Raw genomic sequence first — 21,746 nt, forward strand, 5'->3', positions numbered from 1 at the left:
GGCCGGAGCCGGAGCCGGCGCCGGGGACGGCGAGCCCGGCGCATCCGGGGCGGCCGGCGCCGGGGCGGTGTCGGCCCGGCCGACCACCACCACCGGCTCGCCCGGCTTGTAGGCCGGCGCGCCGCGCAGCTGGGCCTCGGTCAGGTCGGTGACGATCGTGTCCATGCTGCCGTTCTTCGGGAAGTGCAGCACCCGCCAGTCGACCGCGATCTGGCGCGAGCCGACGCCGAGGAAGCCGCCGAAATCGACGATCGCCGCCCGCGTCATTCCGGCGCGGTCGACCACCACGTCGACGACGCGGCCCAGATCCTCGCCCGTGGCGCTGCGCACCGACTTGCCGAGCAGCGTGCCGGCGGCATTGCCCTCGATCACCACGGCCGGCGTCTCCGACGCCTGCCGCTGGTCGCCTTCCTGCGGCGCGGCCGGCGCGGCGGGGGCCGCAGGAGCTTCGGCCGCGGGCGGCGTGTCAGGCTTCGCCGGCTGGGCGTCCTGGGCGTGGAGCGAGCCGGCCGCCCCGAGCAGGGCGAGGACGGCCGGAAGGAGAATGCGCATCGCGAAACCTGCCATTGTGGTGGACCTGATCTGGGGCGCATCGCGCCGATGGCAACCGCTTCGCCCGGATCAACCCGCGACGGGCCGACCCGTTCTTGCCGCACCCGCGAAATAGCGCTAGGACAGGGCCCGTCTTTTCTGCTGCTCATCGGAAGGATGGCACGTCATGGCGCGCAACAAGATCGCCCTCATCGGCGCCGGGCAGATCGGTGGTACCCTCGCCCTTCTCGCCGGGCTCAAGGAGCTCGGTGACATCACCCTGTTCGACGTCGTCGACGGCGTGCCGCAGGGCAAGGCGCTGGACATCGCCGAGGCGTCCCCGGTCGAGGGCTTCGACGCCGTGCTCAAGGGCGGCAGCGACTATTCGGCGATCGAGGGCGCCGACGTCGTCATCGTCACCGCCGGCGTGCCGCGCAAGCCGGGCATGAGCCGCGACGACCTGATCGGCGTCAACACCAAGGTCATGCAGGCGGTCGGCGCCGGTATCAAGCAGTACGCCCCGAACGCCTTCGTCATCTGCATCACCAACCCGCTGGATGCCATGGTCGGCGTGCTGCGCGAAGTCTCCGGCCTGAAGCCGGAGAAGGTGGTCGGCATGGCCGGCGTGCTCGACTCGGCGCGCTTCCGCTATTTCCTGGCCGAGGAGTTCAAGGTCTCGGTCGAGGACGTCACCGCCTTCGTGCTGGGCGGCCATGGCGACACCATGGTGCCGCTGGCCCGCTACTCCACCGTCGCCGGCATCCCGCTGCCGGACCTGGTGAAGATGGGCTGGACCTCGCAGGAGAAGCTGGACCAGATCATCCAGCGCACCCGTGACGGCGGCGCCGAGATCGTCGGCCTCTTGAAGACCGGCAGCGCCTTCTACGCCCCCGCCTCCTCCGCCATCGCCATGGCCGAGAGCTACCTGCGCGACAAGAAGCGCGTGCTGCCCTGCGCCGCCTATCTGACCGGCCAGTACGGCGTCAGCGACTTCTATATCGGCGTGCCGGTGGTGATCGGCGCCGCGGGCGTCGAGCGGATCGTCGAGGTCCAGTTCACCGCCGACGAGAAGGCCGCCTTCGACAAGTCGGTCGCCGCGGTCAAGGGCCTGGTCGAGACCACCAAGAAGCTGATGAGCTCGGCCGCCTGATCCTTCCTTCCTGACGCATGGCGAACGCCGCGGGCCCCGGTCCGCGGCGTTCGTCGTTTCGGCCGATTTTCGCCGCATTTGGCCGCCAGCCTGCTCCGCGAGGCGCATCCGCGCCGCCACCGGAGAGGATCCATGCGCCGCATCGCCCTGGCCGTGTCGCTGCTCGCGCCGCTGGTGGCGCTGTCCGCCTGCAGCCTCCAGTTCGGCTGAGGCCGGGCGGGACGCCGCCGCCCCTCGCCTCCGCTGCCGCGGATGGCTAGAGTGCGCGCCCCATCAAGACCGAAGGATGTGCCCATGCACCGTCTGATCCTGGCCGCCGCCGGCCTGTCCCTCCTGACCCTCGCCGCCTGCGGCTCGGACGAGATCCCGATCGACCGCCCGATCATGCAGGGCGAGCCGGCGCCGCCGGCGGTCCCGACCGAGCCGATCCAGCGCCAGCCGCTGTCGGCCCCGCCCTCGTCGCTGACCGGCCAGCAGGACCCGGCCCAGAGCCAGACGACGCCGCCGGCGAAGTAGGCCTTACGGTACAGCCAGGTTGTCGAGCAGCCGCGTGGCGCCGAGCCGGACCGCGGCGATCAGCCGCCGCGGCCGGCCGGGCGCCGGCTCGGCCAGGGTCTCGGCGTCGCGCAGCACCAGATAGTCGACCGCGTCGAAGCCGGCGTCGCGCAGCCGGTCCGGCCCCGCGGCCAGCCGCGACGGGTCGGCGGCGATCTCCGCCAGGATGCGGTTGAGCCGCCGGGCCACCGCGAGTTGCGGCGTGCCGAGATAGGCGTTGCGCGAGGACAGGGCCAGGCCGTCGCGGTCGCGCACCGTCGGCACCGGCAGGATCTCGCAGGGCAGGTCGAGGTCGCGCACCAGCCGGCGCACCACCAGCAGCTGCTGAAAATCCTTCTCGCCGAAGGCGGCGAGGTCCGGCGCCGCCTGGATCAGGAGCTTCGCCACCACCGTGGCCACCCCGGCGAAATGGCCGGGCCGCACCGCCGCCTCGAGATCGGCGACGATCGGGCCGCTGGGCACGATCGAGAAGGCGAAGCCGTCCGGATAGATCTCCTCCACCGCCGGCAGATAGGCGAGGTCGGCGCCGCACGCGGCCAGCTTGGCCAGGTCCTCGGCCTCGCGCCGCGGATAGCGGCTGAAATCCTCGGTCGGGGCGAACTGGGTCGGGTTGACGAAGATGCTGAACATCACCCGGTTCATTCCCGCCTGGCGCAGGGCCGCGGCCAGGGCCAGGTGGCCCTCATGCAGCGCGCCCATGGTCGGCACCAGGCCGATGCGGTCGCCGGCGCGGTGCCAGCCGGACACGGCGGCGCGCAGTTCGGCCGCGCTGCGGGCGATGACGGGGGCGGCGCTGTCGGCGGTCATGACGGCTTCTTCTCGGCGAAGACATGCTCGGGGCCTGGGAAGCGCCGGGCGCGGACATCGGCGGCGAAGCCCGTCGCCGCCTCGGTGATCGCGGCCTCCAGCTCGGCATAGCGGCGGACGAAGCGCGGCGTGCCGGCGCCGGTCAGGCCCAGCATGTCGTCGACCACCAGCACCTGGCCGTCGCAAGCCACCGAGGCGCCGATGCCGATGGTCGGGATCGCCACCTCCTCGGTGATCCGGCGGGCCAGCGGCTCGACCGTGCCCTCGATCACCAGCGAGAAGGCGCCGGCAGCCGCCATCGCCTTGGCGGACGACATGATGCGCGCCGCCTCCTCCGCCGACCGGCCGCGGGCATTGTAGCCGCCCAGCACGTTGACCGATTGCGGCAGCAGGCCGACATGGCCCATCACCGGGATGCCGCGGGCCACCAGGAAGGCCACCGTCTCCGCCATCTCCTCGCCGCCCTCCAGCTTCACGGCGGAGGCGCCCTCGGCCAGCAGCCGGGCGGAGGCGGCGAAGGCATCGCGCGGCGAGGCCTGGTAGCTGCCGAAGGGCAGGTCGGCGATGATCGCGGCCCGGACGGAGCCGCGGCGGACCGCGGCGGTGTGCAGCGCCATCATCTCCAGCGTCACGCCGACGGTGCTGTCCAGCCCGTGCACCACCATGCCCAGGCTGTCGCCGACCAGCAGCGCGTCGACATGCGGGTCCAGGAGCCGGGCCATCGGCGTGGTGTAGGCGGTCAGCACCACGATCGGCTCCTGCCCCTTGCGGGCGCGGAGCTGCGGGATCGTGATGCGCCGGATCGGCGCGGAAACGCTCACCTCGGTTCACTCCCCGGTCGGTGCGGGCTCTGTCGTCCCGGATCCGGGATGCTGCAGTGCAAAATCCGTCGAGGCAAGCCGGATGTCACGACGTGAAAAAGCGACGGGCGGCCGAAGCCGCCCGCCGGAGCGCACAGACCGGCGGAACGTCAGGCCGCGGCGGCCTCGCGGCTGGCGCCATCCGGCTCCGGCCCCTTGCCGAAGCCCACCGCCAGCCGGTTCCAGCTGTTGATCGAGCATACAGCCAGGGTCAGGTCGACCAGCTCGCGATCGCTGAACTGCGCCTTCGCCGCCGCATAGATCGCATCCGGCACCTGCCGCGCGTCGGCGACACGGGTCAGCGCCTCGGCCCAGGCCAGCGCCGCCTGCTCGCGGGCGCTGAACAGGCCGTGCGCCTCGCGCCAGCCGGCGAGGCAGTCCAGCCGCTGCTGGCCCTCCCCCGCCTCGCGCAGGCTCCTGGCATGCATGTCGAGGCAGAAGGCGCAGCCATTGATCTGCGACACGCGCAGATCGATCAGCAGCAGCAGGGACTTCGGCAGGCCGCAGCTCTCCAGATAGACGTGCACGCCATACTGCGCCTTCAGCGCGCCGGGCGCCGCGGCGGCCCAATCGAGACGCGTGGACATGTCGAAAACTTCCCCCGCTTGATGATCGGAACCGGCGGTCGGCCCTCAGGCCGCGGCCTTCCGGCTCTGCTCGTCCGGTTCCGGCCCGCGGGCGAAGCCGACGGCCAGGCGGTTCCAGCTGTTGATCGAGCAGATGGCGAGGGTCAGGTCGACCAGCTCACGGTCGCTGAACTGAGCCTTCACCTCGTCATAGATAGAATCCGCCACCTGGCGGGTGTCGGCCACCAGCGTCAGGGCCTCGGCCCAGGCCAGCGCCGCCCGCTCGCGGGCGCTGAACAGGCCATGCGCCTCGCGCCAGCCGGCGACGGCGTCCAGCCGCTGCTGGCCCTCACCGTCCTTGCGCAGGGCCTTGGCGTGCATGTCGAGGCAATAGGCGCAGCCGTTGATCTGCGAGACGCGCAGGAAGATCAGCTCCTGCAGGGTCATCGAGAGGCCGCAGCCCTCGAGATAGACGTGTACGCCGTACTGGGCCTTGATGGCGCCGGGGGCGACGGCGGCGTAGTCGAGACGAGCGGACATGGTCAAAGCTTTCCCATCGTGAGATCGGAACCGCCCGTCGGGGCGGTCTCGATATCAAGACGGGGCAGCGTCCGCGAATGTGACAGGCCCGCCGAAAAAAGGCGGCTTCCGATGTTCTCCGGTTGCCCCTCGCCGTCATTGCGAGGAGGTGAAACCGACGAAGCAATCCAGGGGCCGGTGCGCACTGGCCCCTGGATTGCTTCGCTGCGCTCGCAATGACGCTATTGAGAAATCTGAGGAATCGCCCGGCCGAAGCCATTCTGCCCGGCCCAGGCCTCGATCGCCCGGGCGGCGGACAGCGCCGCGTGGTCGCCGCGGCGGCGGCCGATGATCTGCAGGCCGAAGGGCAGGCCGGCCTCGTCGCGGCCGAAGGGCAGCGCCACCGAGGGCAGGCCGGCCAGCGTCGGGCCGTAGGCCAGCGCCAGCCAGTGGAAGTAGCTGGACAAAGCGGCGCCATCGATCGTCGCCGGGTACCAGTCCCGCCACGGGAAAGGCGGGTGGCCGGCCACCGGGCAGATCACCACATCGACCCCGGACAGGAAGGCGTCGGCGTCGCGCACCACCCGGGTCTGCACCGTCAGGGCGCTGGCCACGTCGGCGAGGCCGAGCTTCATGCCGGCGGCGACATTGGCGGTGACGTTCGGCCCGACCTTGTCAGGCGTCGCCTCGACCTTCTCGCGATGCGCCGCGACGAAGCCGACGGCGCGCAGCGCGGCGAAGGCCTCGTCCACCCCGGCCATGTCCACGGCGAAGTCGACACTGCGACCGACCGCCGGCTCCAGCGCTTGGCGGGCGGCACGGAAGCTGCGGCGGACCCGGCTGTCGACCGGGGCGAAGCCGAGATCCTCGGTGAAGGCGACGGTCAGCCCGCCGAGATCGACCGTGTCGAGCGCGCGGAAGGCGGCGCCGTCGACGCCGAGCGACAGCGGGTCGCGCGGGTCGTGGCCGGTCATGGCGGACAGAAGCAGGCCGGCGTCGGCCACCGTCCGCGCCATCGGCCCGTCGACCGACAGCGGCGACCAGCCATGGCCGCGCGTCTCGGTCGGGATCAGGCCCGGGGTCGGGCGGAAGCCGACGATGCCGCAATAGGCCGCCGGGGTGCGCAGGCTGCCGGCGAGGTCGGAGCCGGTGGCCAGCGGAACCATGCCGCAGGCCAGTGCCACCGCCGAGCCGCCGGAGGAACCGGCGCAGGTCAGCTCGTGGTCGAACGGATTGCGGGTCGGGCCGAACACCTCATTGCGCGTGTTGGCGCCGGCGCCGAATTCCGGCGTGTTGGTCTTGGCCAGCACGATGGCGCCGGCCCGGCGCAGCACCGCCACCACAAGCTCGTCGGCCACCGGGACGTTGTCGGCGAAGAGCGGCGAGCCATAGGCGGTCAGCAGCCCCTCGGTGTCGCTGAGGTCCTTCACCCCGATCGGCAGCCCGTGCAGCGGCCCCAGCGCATCGCCGCGGCGCACCGCCGTCTCGGCCGCCCGCGCCTCGGCCCGGGCCCGGTCATAGGCCTTGGCGGTGATGGCGTTGACCGCCGGGTCCGCCGCCTCGATCCGGGCGATGCAGCTCTCGACCAGATCGACCGGCGAGACCTCCCCCGCCCCGATCAGGCGCCGCAGTTCCACCGCCTCGAGATCGCACAGCTCCGCCATGACCGCCTCTTGCTCCCGGATTCTTGTCCGGCAAATCTGCGGGGCCGCGGCGGACAGCGTCAACCGCGATCGGCGGCGACCAGATCCGCATAATCCGGGTGCCGCTGGATGAAGGCGGCGATGAACGGGCAGAGCGGCCGGATCCTGAGGCCGGCGGCGCGGATCCGGTCCAGCGCGCCGCGCGCCAAAGCGGAGCCGACACCGCGGCCGGACAGCGCCTGCGGCACCTCGGTGTGGGTCAGCGCCAGCACGTCGCCGTCGCGGCGGTACTCGACGAAGGCGGTGACGCCGTCGACCGCCATCTCGTAGCGGCTCAGCGCCGGGTTGTCGGTGACCTCGGCCATGACGGCTCCTTTTGGTTGCATCGGTCACGCGGCGCACCCGATCCGGGCCCGCATGCACAAAAAGGGTACACAAACCGGCCGGGGCATGGTCCAACTTTGCGCTTGGACAGGGAATCGCCCCGGCCTCCGGATCGCCCGCCATGCCCGTCTGGGCTGCGTCCGACCCGCGTCAGGCGGCGACGAATGAGAGATTTGGGCAGGATGTTCATTGCACTTCTGAAATCGATCGTCCGGGACGGCAGCCTGCGGGTGATCGATGCCGCCGGCCGCGCGCATGCCATCGGCGACAGTTCCCCGCCCCGCGCGGTGATCCGGCTGAAGTCGCCGCGCCTGGCCTACACGCTGATGCGCAACCCGGGCCTGGCGCTGGGCGAGGCCTATATGGACGGCCAGCTGACCGTCGAGGAGGGCTCGCTCTACGACTTCCTGGCGGTGGTGGCGAAGAACCTGAAGGTCGACAGCCACGGCTGGCTGGCGCTGATCGCCCGGGTGACCCGCGGGCTGAAGCAGTACAATCCGGTCGGCAAGGCGCAGCAGAACGTCGCCCACCACTACGACCTGTCGGCCGAGCTGTACGACCTGTTCCTGGACGCCGACCGCCAGTATTCCTGCGCCTATTTCGCCACCCCCGACGACAGCCTGGAGACGGCGCAGCTGAACAAGAAGCGGCACATCGCCGCCAAGCTGCTGTTCGACCGGCCGGGGCTGAAGACGCTGGACATCGGCTCCGGCTGGGGCGGCCTGGGCCTGTACCTGGCGCGCGAGACCGGGGCCGACGTCACCGGCGTGACCCTGAGCACCGAGCAGCACAAGCTGAGCACGGCGCGGGCGGAAGCGGCCGGCCTGGCGGACCGGGCCAAGTTCCACCTGCGCGACTACCGGCAGGAGCAGGGGCCGTATCAGCGCATCGTCTCGGTCGGCATGTTCGAGCATGTCGGCAAGCGCAACTACGCCGAGTTCTTCGCCAAGCTGCACGGCCTGCTGGCCGATGACGGCGTCGCCCTGATCCACTCGATCGGCTATTCCGACACGCCGGGCCCGATCAACCCGTTCATCCGCAAATACATCTTCCCGGGCGCCGACCTGCCGACCCTGTCGGAGCTGGCGACGATGGCGGAGCGCGTCGGCCTGACCATCACCGATGTCGAGGTGCTGCGCATCCACTATGCCGAGACGCTGCGGCACTGGCGCGAGCGCTTCATGGCCCGCTGGGCCGAGGCGGCGAAGCTCTACGACGAGCGCTTCTGCCGGATGTGGGAGTTCTACCTGGCGCTGTGCGAGGTCGGCTTCCGCTACCGCACCACGGTGATCTTCCAGCTGCAATTCGCCAAGCGCATCGACACCGTGCCGATCACCCGCGACTACATGGTCGAGCGCGAGCGGCAGATGGCGTTGACCGATGTCGGCGACAGCGTCGTGCCGCAGCCGAGCCGCGCGACGGCGTGAGTCATTGAGCCCGTGATCGGGCTTCTCTCACCCCAGCAGGCGCGCTCCGAAAGTCAGCCGCCCCTCGCCGTCATTGCGAGGAGGCGAAGCCGACGAAGCAATCCAGGGGCCACAGCGAGCGACCCTGGATTGCTTCGCTGCGCTCGCAATGACGGTTCATATTTCGGGCCGCTGGTATGAGCCCTGACACGAAAGCGGCCCGCCGGAAAGTCCTGCGCGCCGCTTTCGCATCATCCGGGTGGCGCTGCCTCAGGACGCGCAGTCCGCCGCCGGGACCAGGGCCGGGGCGCGGCGGTCGAGCCGCAGGCTGACCGCGGCCACCGCGACGCCGACCAGCGGCACCAGCGCCGCCACCCAGGGCACCGCGCCCAGGCCGGGGCCGTGCTCGATCACCTGGCCGCCGAGCCAGGCGCCCAGCGCGTTGCCGAGGTTGAAGGCGGCGATGTTGAAGCTCGACGCCAGGCTCTGGCCGGCGCCTTCGGCCTTCTCCATCACCCACATCTGCAGCGGCGCGACGGTGGCGAAGCCGGCGGCGCCGAGCAGGCCGACGAAGACCACGGCCAGCACGGTGCTGTGCACGGCGAAGGTCATCAGGCCGAGGACCAGGGCCAGCACCAGCATGCTGCCCAGCACGGTCGGCACCAGCCAGCGGTCGGCGAACTTGCCGCCCAGCAGGTTGCCGACCACCAGGCCGCCGCCGAACACCAGCAGGATCGGCGACACCGCCTGCTCCGACACGCCGGTGATCCGGGTCAGGATCGGCGCGATATAGGTGAAGACGGCGAAGACGGCGGCGAAGCCCAGCACCGTGGTCAGCAGGCCCAGCAGCACCGGGCGGCGCGCCAGCACCTTCAAATCCTGCCGCCAGTCCGACTCCTCGGCCGGCGCTTCGTCCTTCGGCACGGCGACGGCGATCACGGCCAGCGCGGCGAGGCCGACCGCGGTCACGGCCCAGAAGGTGGCGCGCCAGCCGAAGCCCTGGCCCAGCCAGGTGCCGAAGGGCACGCCCAGGATGTTGGCGACGGTCAGGCCGGTGAACATGATGGCGATGGCCGAGGCGCGCTTCTGCGCCGGCACGAGGCCGGTGGCGACCACCGAGCCGACACCGAAGAAGGTGCCGTGGGCGAAGGCGGTCAGCACCCGCGCCGCCATCAGCGTGGCGTAGTCGGGCGCCACCGCGCAGGCCAGGTTGCCGATGGTGAAGATCACCATCAGCCCCAGCAGCACGGTCTTGCGCGACATCCGGCCGGTCAGGGTGGTGAGGATCGGCGCGCCGGCGACGACGCCGAGCGCATAGCCGCTGATCAGGAGGCCGGCGGTGGAGATCGAGACGCCGAGATCGGTCCCGACCTCCATCAGCAGGCCCATGATCACGAATTCGGTGATGCCGATGCCGAAGGCACCGACCGCGAGGGCATAGAGGGCAATGGGCATGACGGCCACCTTGCGATGAAAGCTCACCGCTAGATGGCCGCCGCGCCGGCCTTGTACTATGCTTCGGAAAATCCAATCAGCTGTGAACCAGGTTCAAAGACGATCGACTCTCCCGCAGCCCTCGCCCTGCCCCTACTCCGCCGCGATCGCCGACCCGGCCGCCGCCGCGCGACGCTCGGCGATGCGCTGCTGCCGCCGCTCCTCGCGGATCCGCGCCCGCTCCAGCTCGCGCCGGCTCCGGCCCAGCGCCTTCCGGGCGGCGATGCGCTCGTCATCCGTCGTCGCCTCCTGCTTCGCCATCGCGGCATGGCCGAGCTGGCCGATCAGCCGGTCCTGGCGCTGGGCGTAGCGGAGAGACTGCAGCAGCCCGTCATCGTCCAGGGCGGTCTGGCAGTAGTAGCGCTCGAACACCTTCATGTTGAAGTCGAGCACATGCGAGTAGACATGCCGCCGGTCGTCCCGCCACTGGTGGTTGAAGCCGTACATCACGATGTCGTAGCTCGGGAAGTAGAACAGCTTCGGGTCGTTCGGCGCGTTGCGGCGGAAGAACTCGTCGGCGGCGGCGCGCAGGATCGCCTTCGACACCGCATTGGCCGACAGGCAGGTCACCGGCCGGAAGGTTGCGGCCAGCGGGATCGGCGACACCGTGAACAGCACCGCCGCATCCGGCCGGAAATGGCGGATCAGCGCGTGGATCGCCTGCAGGTTCTCCAGGTTCTCGGCATGGGTGGTGACCCGGAACTTGTGCCGCGACGGGTCGTACTTGTCCTTCGGCACCGCCCGCCAGAACACCTCGCCGGTCGGCTCGTCGTACCACACCTCGGACAGGCCGAGGGTGATGACGAACAGCTCCGCCTCGTCGAACAGCGCCCTGGTGCGCAGCCGCACCGCCTCGTCATAGCCGAACTCGGCGGCGTCGTAGCCGTGCCAGAGATCGGCCTTCGGCGTCTTGCCGAGCCAGGCCCATTCGAATTGCTGGCGGATGGCGAAGGTGTTGACCATGCCATCGCCCATCTTCGAGACATAGGCGAGGTTGTCGCGCTTGGTCAGCACGTTGAAGCCGGCCTTGTGAAGGTACCTGCTGATGTTGTCGGCGAAGCAGGAGCCGAAGGCGACGATCGGCGTCGTCTGGTTCACGAACCGCTCCGCCGGCATCCAGCCCTTCGCCAGGTATTCGCCAACGACGCCCGCGCGCTCCAGGGACTTGTCGCCGGGATAGAAGTTCGTCGTCTCGCCGCGGAAGAACGATGCGCTGGCCTTGCGCTGCACGCCGTCCTGCTCGATCACGATTCTGGACATGCCAAAACCCCCTTCGGTCTGCGACCCGGCCGGCCGGGCCCTCGAACGTCGAAATCAGTTTTGATGCGTCGCAGCATGACAGGATGTCGTTACCGAATCCAGCCTCCCTGGACCGAAACCTTAGAACTTAAGATTTTACCGATCCATACCTCCAAGACCAGGAATCGCCAATGGATATCAACCGGTCCGGTGAGATGGAAGTCTTCGTACGGGTGGTGGAGGAGGGCAGCTTCTCCGCCGCTGCCCGCCGCCTGGGCCTGACGCCGTCGGCCGTCGCCAAGCTGATCGGGCGGCTGGAGGAGCGGCTGGGCGTGCGCCTGCTGGCACGCTCGACCCGCAGCCTGCGGCCGACGCCGGAGGGCGACCTGTTCTACGAGCAGGCCAGCCGCATCCTGGCCGACATCGCCGAGGCCGAGGCCGGCGTCTCCGGCGCCGCGGCGCCGCGCGGCCGGCTGCGCATCAGCGCCTCGATCCCCTTCGGCACGCATTGCGTCGTGCCGCTGCTGCCGGAATTCCGCGCCCGCTTCCCGGCGGTGACGCTGGATGTCAGCCTGACCGACGAGGTGGTCGACATCCTGGCCGAGCGCACCGATGTCGCCATCCGTCACGGGCCGCTGCGCGACAGCAGCCTGCAGGCCCGCAAGCTGGGCGTCAGCCGCCGGGTGCTGATCGCGGCACCGTCCTATCTCGAGCGGCGCGGTGTGCCGCGCACCCCGGCGGACCTGGCGGACCACGACTGCCTGACCTTCAACTACCGCCGCAGCTTCACCGACTGGGTGCTGGCCGGGCCGGACGGGCCGAGGCCGATGCAGGTGACCGGCCCCCTGGTGGTGAACAACGGCGAGACGCTGCGCCAGGCGGTGCTGGCCGGGATGGGAATCGGCCGCACCGCCCTTTACCACGTCAGGTCCGACCTCGATGCCGGCCGGCTGGTCGAGCTGCTGCCGGAGTACGACCCGCGCGAGATGGAGGAGATCCATGCCCTGTTCCTGGGCCGCGGCACCATGCCGGCCCGGGTGCGCGCCTTCATCGATTTCCTGGTCGAGCGGCTGCGCTTCGACTAGGGCGCCGGCGCCCACTCCGCCGCGGGCGCATCGACCTGAACGGCGCGGCGGTGTGGTGGTCCGCGGCTGGTCGAAGCCGGGAAAATCTTCTACCTTGACGGTCCACGACCTGCATCCGGTATGGCGACCATGCTCGAACGAGAACGACTGAGGCTCCCGACGCCCTTCTAGCTCTCGTTCTCATGAGCATCCGGTCATGGATATTCCTGTCATCGATCCCCAATCGGCACGCCTTTACGTGCTCATCGCCCGCGCCCGTCGCCGGGCCGTTGTCTTCCGGCGCGGCCCCACTCGGTTGGTGCGGCTGCTGGCCTGGAATCTGGCCAAGGACACCATCGATCCGGGCCAGTGGTTCAAGGGCCGGATCTATGAGCGGCGCTGCGACCTGAGCCCGGACGGCGAGCTGCTGGCCTATTTCGCCGCCACGCACCGACCGCCCTACTATTCCTGGACGGCGATCTCGCGACCGCCCTGGCTGACGGCACTGGTGCTGTGGCCTAAGGGCGATTCCTGGGGCGGCGGCGGGCTGTTCGAGAGCCCGCTGTGGTTCAAGCTGAACCACCGGACGACGACCGCGACCGCTTCGGCGAGCCGGGAGGAGAAGGCGCTGACCACGGCCAGCCGCATCCTGCTTGGCCCCGGCCAACCGGAGAGAACCGACGAAACGGCCGTGGCGGACGGCTTCGCCGTTCCAAAGCGTATGCGCGTCGAGCCGCTGGGCGACCGGCCGGGCTGGGGCGAGGACGACCCGATCTGCTGGATGCGCCTGAAGCGCGACGGCTGGCACCTTGTGGGCGACCCCGCAAACGCGCGATACCACGGCAGCAAGGGCCTATTCGGATGGGACTTCCCGGTTCCGCTCGTCATCGAGAAGAACCTGGGCGCGAAGAAGAGCGCCCTGCGGCTGTCGACACACGCCGTCTTCGAGCGCCAGGGCCGCAAATATGTCCAGACCGCCGCCCTGCTGAATGCCGAGGGCGGCAGCATCGATCTCGGCCGGGTCGACTGGGCCGATCTCGACCACAATGGCGACGTGCTGTATGCGGCGGAGGGATGCCTGTACCGGCTCGACCCGGCGCAGGCATTCAGGGGCGGCACCGGGCTCGCCGCCGCCAGGCTGGTGGCGGATCTCAACGACATGGCCTTCGAGCCGATCAAGGCGCCGGACAATGCGACCCACTGGCGCCGGTAGCGCTATCCCCGCGCCGCCAACGCTATGAGGTCGTCCCAAACGTAGAGCAGGTTGTCCGAGCGCCAGAGCGGCCCGGGGTCGATGTAGGCACCGATGCGGCGGCCGCCCTGCGCCTCGTAGAAGGCGATGGCCGGGTCGTTGCCGACCACCACGCCGAGGCCGAGCGCGGCATAGCCCCGCCGCGCCATCGCCGCCGCCAGGGCGGCGAGCAGCCGGCGGCCGAGGCCGCGCCGGGCGAAACCGCTTCCGACATAGAGGTATTTCACCTCGCCCCGGTCGCCGAAGGCGGGATCCCCGGGCGGCCCGGCCAGGCCGAAGCCGGCCAGGGCGCCGCCGACCTCCGCCACCAGCGCGACCTGCGCCGGGTCGGCCAGGATCGTCTCCCACCGCGCCTGGCGGCGGGCGACATCGAGCGCGCCCATGGCCGAGGCCGGCGCCAGGCTGCGGTAGGTGTCGCGCCAGACCGCGACATGCAGCGCGGCGATGGCCGGCGCGTCGGCCGCGACGGCCGGGCGGAGAAGGTCAGTAGGGATCGCTGGCCTCCAGGATTTCCTGCCCCATCAGCACGCAGTCGCCGGGGATCTGGGCGTAGATGAAGTGCATCCGGTACTCGCCCTTGTAGATGTACCCCATGACTTCGAGGACATCGAAGCGGCCACTGCCCCGCAGGGCCTTGACGGTGCCGACTTGCTTGGCGGTGTCGTCCACCGTCTCGGTCATCTCGGTCTCGCCGAAATGGAAGGCCAGCAGCTTGCGGGCATGGTCGACGGCGTCGGCCGAGCAGGGATGCGTCGCCTCGGCCCGGGCGGCACCGGCGGCCAGCAGCGCGACGGCCGCGATCGCGGAACGGAGCCTCATGCCGCGCTCTGCGCCGCGTCATAGGCCTGGGCGCGCTGCACCGCCGGGCGGGCGGCGAGCGTGGCGAGATAGGCGGCCAGGGTCGCGTTCTCCGGCAGCTTGCCCCAGCCCTGCAGCCATTGCAGCAGCGACCCGATCAACACGTCGGCGGCGCTGAACCGGGCGCCGAGCAGATAGGGCCCGCCGGCCTGCAGCGCCGTCTCCACCCGCCGCAGCGCGTCGGGGAAGGCGCACCAGCCGATCGCGCGGGCCGGCGGTTCCTCCCGCCGCGGGAACACCGAATCGGACAGCGCCGGCTCCAGCACCGAGGGACAGTAGGCGATCCAGGTGGCGTAGGCGGCGCGCTCGCGCGAGCCGACCGGCGGCGCCAGCCCGGCCTCGGGCACGGCGTCGGCGACGTAGGCGCAGATCGCCGCGCTCTCGGTCACCACCGCCGGCGGCGACCAGTCCCCCGCCGGGCCGCGGTCGATCAGCGCCGGCACCTTGCCGGCCGGATTGATGGCGAGATAGGCAGGGTCCTTGTGCGTCGCCTTGGCGAAATCGTGCGGCGCGATCTCGAACGGCACCCCCGTCTCCTCCAGCAGCCACAAAGCGCGGCTGGAGCGGGAGCGTGGCGCATGGTGCAGGATGAAGCGCGGCGTGGTCATGGCCGAAGATCCTCCCCGAGGAATGTCGTTGCGGCGGCAGTGAACCACAGATGCGGAGTGTGGAGCCAGGGGCTCAGCCCGGTCCGGCCGCGCCATCCTCGGCACCGCGCACCTCCTCGGCAAGCCAGGCGCGGAAGGCGGCCAGCTTCGGCGTCCGCCACATCGCCGGCCGGGCGGCGACGTAGTAGGCGAAGCGGGTCGGCCAGGGCCGGTCGAGCGCCAGCACCAGCCGGCCGGCGGCGATCTCCTCTTCGACATAGAGGTCGCGGATCAGCGCCAGCCCCTGTCCGGCGATCGCCGCCCGCACCAGCAGCAGGTCGCTGTCGAAGGCCGGGCCGCGCTCGGCCCGCGGATCCTCGATGCCCTGCGCCGCCAGCCACAGCCGCCAGTCGGCCCGGTCGCCATCCTGCAGCAGCGGATAGGCCAGGCAGTCGGCCGGTTCGGTGATTGCCGGGCCTCGGCGCAGCAGCTCGGGGCTGGCCACCGGCAGCAGCCGCGGCGCCAGCAGCGGCTCCGATTCCAGCCCGGGCCAGCGGCCGAGGCCGTGACGCAGCACCACGTCGACCCGGCCGAGATCGGACAGCGCCGTGGTCGCCTCGACCCGTACCTCGATGTCCGGATGGCGGGCGGTGAAGCGGCCCAGCCGCGGCACCAGCCAGGAGGCGGCGAAGGCCGGGGCGGTGCTGACCGTCAGCGTCTCCCGCCGCCCTTCCGCCGCCAGCAGCTCCAGGGCCTCGGCCAGCTGGTCGAAGCCGCGCTGCACCAGCGGATGCGCCCGGGCACCAGCCCCGGTCAGGCGGATGCCGCGGCGGTCGCGGGCAAACAGCGCCAGGCCCAGCCGCTGCTCCAGCAGCTTCAACTGCTGGCTGACCGCGCTGGGGGTCACGCCCATGGCCTCGGCCGCCGCCTTGACGCTGCCGCGCCGGCCGATCTCGGCATAGGCCCGCAGGCCGAGGAGAGGGAGCGGTCCGGTCATGGTACGAGTTTAGCTGTTCTAAACCTAAACCACACGAAATCTCGTTTGTTGTGGCCCTGCCGTTCGAGAGAGGCTTTAGCCGATCTGCAAGGAGCACATCATGCCGGAACAGGCATCGCGCGGCCGCTGGATCCTGGTCGGCATCGGCTTCACGGCGCTGGCGCTGTCCTTCTCGGTCCGCGCCGTGCTCGGCCTGTCGATGCCGGTGATCGAGGCGGAGCTGGGCTGGGACCGCGCCTTCCTGTCCGGCGCCGGCGCACTGGCGCTGTGCGTGATGGCGGGGATGGCGCCGGTGATGGGCACAGCGGTCGACCGGCATGGCCCACGCCGCCTGCTGGCCGGCGGATTGCTGCTGGTCGCCGCCGGCGCCGCGATCATCGCCGCCGGCCGCTCCACCGCCCTGTTCCTGCTGGGTTTCGGCGTCGTCGCGGCAGTCGGCTTCACCGCGGTCGGCACCAACATCGTCGCTGCGGCCGTCGCCCGGCGTTTCACCCGGGGCCGCGGCATGGCCACCGGCATCGCCACGGCCGGCGCCACGGCGGGACAGCTGGTGCTGGTGCCGTTGGTCGCCCTGCTGGCGGCGGGCCCGGCCTGGCGCTCGGGCTTCGCCGCCTTGGCCGCCGCCTGCCTGGTGCTGGGCCTCGCCGCCTGGGTGGCGCTGCGGGGCGCGACGGCCCCGGCGGCGCCGTCGTGGCAGGAGGCCGAGGCCGGCAGCCCGGCGGCGCTGCTGCGCAGCCCGGTGTTCCACCTGCTGTTCTGGAGCTTCGCCATCTGCGGCTTCACCACCACTGGGGTGATCGAGACGCATCTGCTGCCCTTCGCCGCGCTCTGCGGCTTCCCGCCGCTGCCCAGCGCCGCCGCCTATGGCGTGCTGTCGGCGGTGAATCTGGGCGGGATGGTGCTGGCCGGCTGGCTGACCGACCAGGTCGACCGGCCGTTGCTGCTGGCCGTGATCTACTTGGCCCGGGCCGCCAGCTTCGTCCTGCTGATCGGCATCGGCTCCGACATCCGCATGCTGTACGTCTTCGCCGTGATGTTCGGCCTGTTCGACTACGCCACCGTGCCGGTCACGGTCAGCCTGGCGGCGAGCCATCTCGGCACCGCGCGGCTGGGCCTGGCGATGGGGCTGATCTCGGCCGGCCATGCCGCGGGCGGCGCGCTGGGCGCCTTCCTGGGCGGGGTGGTGTTCGACCGCTTCTCGGATTACGGAGCGCTCTGGGCCGGCTCGATCGGCCTCGCCGTGCTGGCCGGCCTGCTGGCCCTGGCCCTGCCACGTCGGGCACCACAGCCGGCGGCGGCGTGAAGGCGCGGGTCAGGAGTGGCCGGCCTCCTTCTGGTGGCGGATGGCAAGGATCGTGATGACGTCTTCCTCGACCCGATACCGGACCGTGTAGCCGGTGTCGCCAAATTCAATCAGCCATTCCCGATAGGACTCGGGCAGGTTCTCAACAGTGCGACCCATACGAGGATGAGCGCCGAGAATGCGCACCCCCTGAAAGATGGCTTCGCCGGCACGTCTGGCGGCCAGCGGATTTTTCGGCCGAAGGAATGCGCGCAATCGTTCGATATCCCGGAGCGCGCTCCGGGCGAAGATTACTTGTGGCATACAGGCGGAGGCAGTTCATCGTCAGTGCCCCAGCTGGCGAGCCATTTCTCGACCTCCTCGGCGGTGGCATGAAGGCCGGTGGCCTGGAAATCCTCCCAGGCCTCGATCGTCTCCCGGCGAAACGCCTCGCGCTTCTCCTCACGCTCGACATACTGCTGGATCGCTTCGCGCATGATCCAATGGGCCGAACGCCGGCGCAGCCCGGCGAGGTGCTGGACGCGGCTCTTCAACTCGTCGTCGAGCTTGATGGAGGTTGCGGTCGGCATGGTCGCACCACGTCGCTAAAGGTAATACCTAAGGCTACCATATGGTGCCTCACACCGCCAGCGACAGCGTCGCCGGCCTCGCCCCCTCCAGCTCCAGCAGGGCCGCCTTGCGGTGCAGGCCGCCGCCATAGGCGGTCAGCGTGCCGTCGCTGCCGACCAGGCGGTGGCAGGGGACGATCACCGAGATCGGGTTGGCGCCGTTGGCGGCGCCGACCGCACGGGCCGCCTGCGGCCGGTCGAGCTGCAGCGCCATGTCGCGATAGGTCAGGGCGGTGCCGCAGGGGATGGCGCACAGCGCCGCCCAGACCCGGCGCTGGAACGGCGTGCCGAAGGGCGCCAGGGGCAGGTCGAACTCCCGGCGCCGTCCGGCGAAGTATTCGGCCAGTTGCTCCGCGATCGGCCGGATGAGGGCGGCATCGGCCGGCCCCGTCTGCAGCCCCTCCCGCGCCAGGCGGCGCTGGCTGAAGGTCGGGGTGCCGTCGGAGCCCTCGAAATCGAGGCCGACCAGGGCGCCCCTCGCATCCACCAGGGCCAGCATGGGCCCAAGCGGCGTGTCGATCCGGCCGGCGGTGATCGGGGGGACGGGCTCGGCGAAGGTCATCCCGGCATCAGGCCCGGAGGGACCGGCGTCGGCAACCTGAATCTTGCGGCCGCCCGGCCCGCTCACCCCCGGCCGTAGCGCCGCCGCTCGCCGCCCCGCACCAGCTCCACCGCCAGGTCTGGATGCGCGGGCGGCAGCAGCGGGTCGAGGATCCGCTCGCCGAAGCTGCGGCGCAGGCCGAACACGTGCCGCAGCATCAGGTTGGTGGTCAGGCCGGGCCCGCTGGAATAGACCCGCCAGCCGCCATCGGCGGCGATCGCCCCCTGCTTCACCAGCGCCCAGTCGGCGCCGGCGGCGTAGCGGTCGGCGAAGGCGGCGTCGCTGGAGCTGAAATAGGCGTTGCGCTGGCGCGGCGTCGCATTCGGCACCACCTCGGTCGAGGCGACCGGGCTGGCCTGCAGCAGGATCCGCCACACCGCGTCGGCCTCGCCATGCGCCGCCATGGCCTCGCCGGCGCGGAGATGGGCGTGGGTGTACATCAGCCCGATCTCGCGGCCGAAGAAGGCGGCGGATTCGGCCCGGCGGAACAGGGTCTCGACCCCGCCGCGATAGGTCACCGGCCGGTCCATCAGCCGGATGCCGTCCGGGAAGGTCAGATGCTCGCGGATCAGCCCGAGATGCCGCTCCACCGCCTCGCCGGCGAACAGCCCGGCGATCAGCGCCCGCTTCATCGGCAGCAGCGAATAGTGCAGGCCGGTGCGGGTGTCGTCCGGGTGCAGCAGCAGCTCGGCCACGGTCCCGTCCGGGTTGAACACAGCATAGCCGGCCAGCACCCCGTCACGCACCAGGTGGCGCTGCAGGTCCCAGTGCATCGACCCGGCCAGCGCCTCGATCTCACGCGCCTTGGCGGCCTGGCCGGCATGGTCCAGCACCCCGGCCCAGCGCCCGAGCTGCTGGATCAAGAGGGCGACGGTCCAGGCGCTGACCATCCAGTCGCGCAGATGCGGGTCGACCGGCTGCAGCGAATCGTTCCAGTCGCCCTCGCCATAGCGCAGCAGCCGCGTGCCGGGGATGAAGCGTTCCTGCACCACAGCGACGATGCGGTCGATATGGGCCGAGACCGGGTCGCGGCGCTCCGTCCGGGTGAAGTCCTGCTCGTTGCGCCAGGCAATCGGCTCGTCCAGGAAGGCCATGTCGCCCGTGGCCTCGATGTAGTCGCACAGCGCCTTCAGCGGCCAGACGATGACGTCGCCATGGGCGTGCCGGTCCTGGATCGGGGCGTAGGGCTCCAGCATGAACCATTGCGGCCAGTCGCCCCGGCCTTCGTATTGCTGGGCGAAGACGGTGCGCAGCACCTCCTTCGCTGTTGCATCGTGCTCCAGCGCCAACAGGAACTCGACAGAGCCCTGGCAGACGTCGCGCGTGCCCCAGGCGCCGCCGGTGTACTGCTCGAGGCCATGCGGCACGGTCAGGTGGATCATCGCGTCATGGGCGAGCCAGGGGAACGCGGCGTCCAGCGCCGCCCCCTCCGACCCGCCGCCGGTGACCCGCAGGCCGCGCGTCACCTCGGCCCAATGGGCGTTGGCCGTGCCGAGCATCTCGTCGAAGGACACGCCGGCGGCGTAGCGATCGGCCAAGGCGGCGGCCGCTTTCGGATCGGTCAGCGACCCGGTGACGGCGAAGCCGAAGCCGGCGACCGCGCCGGTGCGCAGCGCGATGTACCCGCCGCGGCGCCCCTGCCCGTCGGCATAGAGCAGCTCGTCACCGCCGACCGCCTCGATCGCCTCCGGGGTCGGCGTCACCAGATGGTAGATCGAGTCGGGATAGCGCTGGCCCCACAGCCAGTCCGGGTCGGGCCGGAAGGCGATGCGCTTGCCGGCCGCGTCGATCGAGACTCGCCCGGCCTGCTCGAGCTCGCGCTCGCCGAGCACGAGATGGCCGAGGACGAGGAAGCGGCAGGGCGCGCCCTCGACATCCACCCGCCACTGCATCGCCGTGTCGGCGCCGGAGACGGCGGCGCAGATAGTGACGGTGCGGCCGCCGAAGCGGTAGATCCAGCGGGCCTCCGCCAGCCCCATCTCGAAGGCCGAGGGCACCGACAGCAGGCGCCAGCCGTCACCGCCATCGACCAGGATGCGGAGGCCGGAGGCGCGGGTGATGTTGTAGGGGTCGCGCGAGACCGAGAACAGCTTGTGGAACGAGGTGTTGCCGACGGTCAGCTGGGCGGCGAAGACGCCATGCGCCCAGACCGTGGCGCAGAGCAGGTCGTCCGTCGGCAGCAGCCCCACGCCGGAGCGCAGCAGCGCGCCATGGCGGCGGCGCAGCTCGCGCTCCTTCGCCCGCAGCACGACGTGGCGATTGAGATCGCCCTCATCGACGAAGAAGGATTGCAGCGCGCCGTCGCGCATCTCCTCCAGCCGCCGGGCCGGCCACAGCCGGTCCAGCGCAGCGGTGTCGAGATCCTCGGCCACCAGCGGCGCCGCATCCTGCAGCAGGCCGCGCACTGGCGCCTCCAGCGCCACCTCGGCCGGGCGGAAGGCCTCGGCGGCCTGCAGCGCCTGCTCGACCACGGCCAGGTCGCCATCGTCCGACGCTGCCTTATGGTCGGGCACGAAGACGCCGAAGAAGCTCCAGGCCGTCTTGGCGCCGGGCGCCAGCGTCGCGGGGGCGGAGGCGATGGCCGCACAGGCCACCTCATGCTGCAGCCGCTCGTCCGGCAGGTCGCCCGTCACCTCGGCCCGGTCGCGGAAGCCGGGGCCGAAGCTCTGCGCCGCATCGGTGGCGAAGCCCGCCGCGCCCTCCAGGCAGCCATGCGCCACCCAGGGGATCCGGCCGCTCTGGGCCAGGGCCTGGCGGCTCATCACCACCGGCCCCAGCGTCGGATGCCGGGCGACGTGGTGGTCCATGTATTGCGAGGCATAGGCTTCGTTGTTCATCAGGAAGCCGCGGCTGCCCAGGCCGAGATCCTGCAGCAGCAGCGCCGAGACCTCGGCCGGGGCCGCGCCCCTGTTCTCGACCTCGACCCGCCACAGCCAGAGATCGGCATCCGGCGCCAGCCACAGCGTGGCGCGATGGACCAGGCCTTCGGCCTCGCCGGCCCAGACGAACCGGTCGGATCCGACGCCGGCCTGCAGCCGCGCCGCGGCCCCGACCGCCTCCACCGCCCGGCCGCCGCCGAGGCGCAGCAGCACTCGGCCGATGCCGCCCGCGATCGGCGACCCCAGCACCTGGTTGACCAGCACCGGGTCGCTCTTGTCGTCCGCCCGGTGCGACAGGGCGAACAGCGTGCCGTTCGGCAGCAGGGCGGCGGCGAGGCCGGTGCGGTTCTCGATCCGGCGCAGCCCGAGATCGGCGTCGCGCGGCAGGATGAAGTCGGCGGTCATTGTTGTTCCCTCCGTCCGGGCTCCCCTTCTACCCCGGC

At 71.2% G+C, this 21,746-nt stretch carries 24 protein-coding genes; 7 read left to right on the forward strand and 17 right to left on the reverse strand.

Annotation, left to right across the window (positions count from 1 at the left end; genetic code table 11):
- Positions 1 to 552: PRC-barrel domain-containing protein (locus BWR60_RS29110; protein WP_218823731.1), on the reverse strand; the 552-nt coding region annotated here is incomplete at its 3' end.
- Positions 553 to 718: 166 nt separating this feature from the next.
- Here BWR60_RS29110 and mdh point away from each other — a divergent pair.
- From mdh to BWR60_RS29120, 3 genes are all read left to right on the forward strand, one after another.
- Complete coding sequence (gene mdh / locus BWR60_RS29115) at positions 719 to 1,681, forward strand: malate dehydrogenase (protein ID WP_088155622.1); 963 nt, start codon at positions 719 to 721, stop codon at positions 1,679 to 1,681.
- A 78-nt stretch (positions 1,682 to 1,759) separates the two neighbouring features.
- Positions 1,760 to 1,891, forward strand: a complete 132-nt coding sequence (locus tag BWR60_RS38770; RefSeq protein ID WP_275542407.1) for a hypothetical protein — start codon at positions 1,760 to 1,762, stop codon at positions 1,889 to 1,891.
- A gap of 84 nt (positions 1,892 to 1,975) precedes the next feature.
- Positions 1,976 to 2,197, forward strand: a complete 222-nt coding sequence (locus BWR60_RS29120) for a hypothetical protein (protein WP_088155624.1) — start codon at positions 1,976 to 1,978, stop codon at positions 2,195 to 2,197.
- 3 nt (positions 2,198 to 2,200) lie between these two features.
- On the opposite strand, the gene panC is transcribed toward BWR60_RS29120, so the two are convergent.
- The 6 genes from panC to BWR60_RS29150 form a co-directional block, all read right to left on the reverse strand.
- A complete protein-coding gene (panC, locus tag BWR60_RS29125; protein WP_088155625.1) occupies positions 2,201 to 3,043 on the reverse strand; it encodes a pantoate--beta-alanine ligase in 843 nt (280 codons plus the stop codon).
- Positions 3,040 to 3,864 carry a 3-methyl-2-oxobutanoate hydroxymethyltransferase gene (gene panB / locus BWR60_RS29130; protein ID WP_088155627.1) on the reverse strand — a complete coding sequence of 275 codons (825 nt, stop codon included), beginning with the start codon at positions 3,862 to 3,864 and terminating at the stop codon, positions 3,040 to 3,042. The genes panC and panB overlap by 4 nt, the downstream gene beginning before the upstream one ends.
- Before the next feature lie 149 nt (positions 3,865 to 4,013).
- Positions 4,014 to 4,490 (reverse strand): carboxymuconolactone decarboxylase family protein, encoded by a 477-nt coding sequence (locus BWR60_RS29135; protein ID WP_088155629.1) that lies wholly within the window; start codon positions 4,488 to 4,490, stop codon positions 4,014 to 4,016.
- A gap of 45 nt (positions 4,491 to 4,535) precedes the next feature.
- Entirely contained in the window at positions 4,536 to 5,009 is a 474-nt protein-coding gene (locus BWR60_RS29140) for a carboxymuconolactone decarboxylase family protein (RefSeq protein ID WP_088155631.1), read from the reverse strand.
- Positions 5,010 to 5,230: 221 nt separating this feature from the next.
- Entirely contained in the window at positions 5,231 to 6,652 is a 1,422-nt protein-coding gene (locus tag BWR60_RS29145) for an amidase (RefSeq protein WP_088155633.1), read from the reverse strand.
- Between the two features lie 59 nt (positions 6,653 to 6,711).
- Entirely contained in the window at positions 6,712 to 6,996 is a 285-nt protein-coding gene (locus BWR60_RS29150; RefSeq protein ID WP_088155635.1) for a GNAT family N-acetyltransferase, read from the reverse strand.
- Between the two features lie 201 nt (positions 6,997 to 7,197).
- Here BWR60_RS29150 and BWR60_RS29155 point away from each other — a divergent pair, with 201 nt between their 5' ends.
- On the forward strand, positions 7,198 to 8,442 hold the full coding sequence (locus tag BWR60_RS29155) for an SAM-dependent methyltransferase (RefSeq protein ID WP_088155637.1): 1,245 nt from the start codon (positions 7,198 to 7,200) through the stop codon (positions 8,440 to 8,442).
- Positions 8,443 to 8,691: 249 nt separating this feature from the next.
- On the opposite strand, the gene BWR60_RS29160 is transcribed toward BWR60_RS29155, so the two are convergent.
- Entirely contained in the window at positions 8,692 to 9,876 is a 1,185-nt protein-coding gene (locus tag BWR60_RS29160) for an MFS transporter (RefSeq protein ID WP_088155667.1), read from the reverse strand.
- 132 nt (positions 9,877 to 10,008) lie between these two features.
- A complete protein-coding gene (locus tag BWR60_RS29165) occupies positions 10,009 to 11,175 on the reverse strand; it encodes a GSCFA domain-containing protein (RefSeq protein WP_088155639.1) in 1,167 nt (388 codons plus the stop codon).
- A gap of 194 nt (positions 11,176 to 11,369) precedes the next feature.
- On the opposite strand from BWR60_RS29165, the gene BWR60_RS29170 reads away from it, so the two are divergent.
- Positions 11,370 to 12,239: a LysR family transcriptional regulator gene (locus BWR60_RS29170; protein ID WP_088155669.1), complete on the forward strand. Its 870-nt coding sequence runs from the start codon at positions 11,370 to 11,372 to the stop codon at positions 12,237 to 12,239.
- A gap of 238 nt (positions 12,240 to 12,477) precedes the next feature.
- Entirely contained in the window at positions 12,478 to 13,431 is a 954-nt protein-coding gene (locus tag BWR60_RS29175; protein ID WP_144445803.1) for a hypothetical protein, read from the forward strand.
- 2 nt (positions 13,432 to 13,433) lie between these two features.
- On the opposite strand, the gene BWR60_RS29180 is transcribed toward BWR60_RS29175, so the two are convergent.
- From BWR60_RS29180 to BWR60_RS29195, 4 genes are all read right to left on the reverse strand, one after another.
- Positions 13,434 to 13,853, reverse strand: coding sequence for a GNAT family N-acetyltransferase (locus BWR60_RS29180; protein ID WP_218823732.1), 420 nt, complete (start codon positions 13,851 to 13,853; stop codon positions 13,434 to 13,436).
- A gap of 100 nt (positions 13,854 to 13,953) precedes the next feature.
- Positions 13,954 to 14,289: a hypothetical protein gene (locus BWR60_RS29185; RefSeq protein ID WP_088155645.1), complete on the reverse strand. Its 336-nt coding sequence runs from the start codon at positions 14,287 to 14,289 to the stop codon at positions 13,954 to 13,956.
- Complete coding sequence (locus BWR60_RS29190; RefSeq protein WP_088155647.1) at positions 14,286 to 14,936, reverse strand: glutathione S-transferase family protein; 651 nt, start codon at positions 14,934 to 14,936, stop codon at positions 14,286 to 14,288. Before BWR60_RS29190 ends, BWR60_RS29185 begins: the two co-directional genes overlap by 4 nt.
- 73 nt (positions 14,937 to 15,009) lie before the next feature.
- On the reverse strand, positions 15,010 to 15,912 hold the full coding sequence (locus BWR60_RS29195; protein ID WP_088155649.1) for a LysR substrate-binding domain-containing protein: 903 nt from the start codon (positions 15,910 to 15,912) through the stop codon (positions 15,010 to 15,012).
- Between the two features lie 100 nt (positions 15,913 to 16,012).
- On the opposite strand from BWR60_RS29195, the gene BWR60_RS29200 reads away from it, so the two are divergent.
- Positions 16,013 to 17,215 (forward strand): MFS transporter, encoded by a 1,203-nt coding sequence (locus tag BWR60_RS29200; RefSeq protein ID WP_088155651.1) that lies wholly within the window; start codon positions 16,013 to 16,015, stop codon positions 17,213 to 17,215.
- Positions 17,216 to 17,224: 9 nt separating this feature from the next.
- On the opposite strand, the gene BWR60_RS29205 is transcribed toward BWR60_RS29200, so the two are convergent.
- From BWR60_RS29205 to BWR60_RS29220, 4 genes are all read right to left on the reverse strand, one after another.
- Positions 17,225 to 17,470: a type II toxin-antitoxin system RelE/ParE family toxin gene (locus tag BWR60_RS29205; protein WP_218823733.1), complete on the reverse strand. Its 246-nt coding sequence runs from the start codon at positions 17,468 to 17,470 to the stop codon at positions 17,225 to 17,227.
- Between the two features lie 35 nt (positions 17,471 to 17,505).
- Positions 17,506 to 17,784 (reverse strand): CopG family ribbon-helix-helix protein, encoded by a 279-nt coding sequence (locus BWR60_RS29210; protein WP_088155655.1) that lies wholly within the window; start codon positions 17,782 to 17,784, stop codon positions 17,506 to 17,508.
- 49 nt (positions 17,785 to 17,833) lie between these two features.
- Entirely contained in the window at positions 17,834 to 18,385 is a 552-nt protein-coding gene (locus BWR60_RS29215) for a methylated-DNA--[protein]-cysteine S-methyltransferase (protein ID WP_088155657.1), read from the reverse strand.
- Between the two features lie 62 nt (positions 18,386 to 18,447).
- Positions 18,448 to 21,708 carry a hypothetical protein gene (locus BWR60_RS29220; protein WP_218823734.1) on the reverse strand — a complete coding sequence of 1,087 codons (3,261 nt, stop codon included), beginning with the start codon at positions 21,706 to 21,708 and terminating at the stop codon, positions 18,448 to 18,450.
- Positions 21,709 to 21,746: the final 38 nt, after the last annotated feature.

Source organism: Inquilinus limosus (assembly GCF_002195995.1).
In the GTDB taxonomy this organism is placed as follows: domain Bacteria; phylum Pseudomonadota; class Alphaproteobacteria; order DSM-16000; family Inquilinaceae; genus Inquilinus; species Inquilinus limosus_C.

Coding starts and splice junctions, on each gene's coding strand:
- mdh (WP_088155622.1), top strand. CDS start 719: ATGGCGCGCAACAAGATCGCCCTCATCGGCGCCGGGCAGATCGGTGGT.
- BWR60_RS29120 (WP_088155624.1), top strand. CDS start 1,976: ATGCACCGTCTGATCCTGGCCGCCGCCGGCCTGTCCCTCCTGACCCTC.
- panC (WP_088155625.1), bottom strand. CDS start 3,043: ATGACCGCCGACAGCGCCGCCCCCGTCATCGCCCGCAGCGCGGCCGAA.
- BWR60_RS29135 (WP_088155629.1), bottom strand. CDS start 4,490: ATGTCCACGCGTCTCGATTGGGCCGCCGCGGCGCCCGGCGCGCTGAAG.
- BWR60_RS29140 (WP_088155631.1), bottom strand. CDS start 5,009: ATGTCCGCTCGTCTCGACTACGCCGCCGTCGCCCCCGGCGCCATCAAG.
- BWR60_RS29145 (WP_088155633.1), bottom strand. CDS start 6,652: ATGGCGGAGCTGTGCGATCTCGAGGCGGTGGAACTGCGGCGCCTGATC.
- BWR60_RS29150 (WP_088155635.1), bottom strand. CDS start 6,996: ATGGCCGAGGTCACCGACAACCCGGCGCTGAGCCGCTACGAGATGGCG.
- BWR60_RS29155 (WP_088155637.1), top strand. CDS start 7,198: ATGTTCATTGCACTTCTGAAATCGATCGTCCGGGACGGCAGCCTGCGG.
- BWR60_RS29160 (WP_088155667.1), bottom strand. CDS start 9,876: ATGCCCATTGCCCTCTATGCCCTCGCGGTCGGTGCCTTCGGCATCGGC.
- BWR60_RS29165 (WP_088155639.1), bottom strand. CDS start 11,175: ATGTCCAGAATCGTGATCGAGCAGGACGGCGTGCAGCGCAAGGCCAGC.
- BWR60_RS29170 (WP_088155669.1), top strand. CDS start 11,370: ATGGAAGTCTTCGTACGGGTGGTGGAGGAGGGCAGCTTCTCCGCCGCT.
- BWR60_RS29180 (WP_218823732.1), bottom strand. CDS start 13,853: ATGGGCGCGCTCGATGTCGCCCGCCGCCAGGCGCGGTGGGAGACGATC.
- BWR60_RS29185 (WP_088155645.1), bottom strand. CDS start 14,289: ATGAGGCTCCGTTCCGCGATCGCGGCCGTCGCGCTGCTGGCCGCCGGT.
- BWR60_RS29190 (WP_088155647.1), bottom strand. CDS start 14,936: ATGACCACGCCGCGCTTCATCCTGCACCATGCGCCACGCTCCCGCTCC.
- BWR60_RS29195 (WP_088155649.1), bottom strand. CDS start 15,912: ATGACCGGACCGCTCCCTCTCCTCGGCCTGCGGGCCTATGCCGAGATC.
- BWR60_RS29200 (WP_088155651.1), top strand. CDS start 16,013: ATGCCGGAACAGGCATCGCGCGGCCGCTGGATCCTGGTCGGCATCGGC.
- BWR60_RS29210 (WP_088155655.1), bottom strand. CDS start 17,784: ATGCCGACCGCAACCTCCATCAAGCTCGACGACGAGTTGAAGAGCCGC.
- BWR60_RS29215 (WP_088155657.1), bottom strand. CDS start 18,385: ATGACCTTCGCCGAGCCCGTCCCCCCGATCACCGCCGGCCGGATCGAC.
- BWR60_RS29220 (WP_218823734.1), bottom strand. CDS start 21,708: ATGACCGCCGACTTCATCCTGCCGCGCGACGCCGATCTCGGGCTGCGC.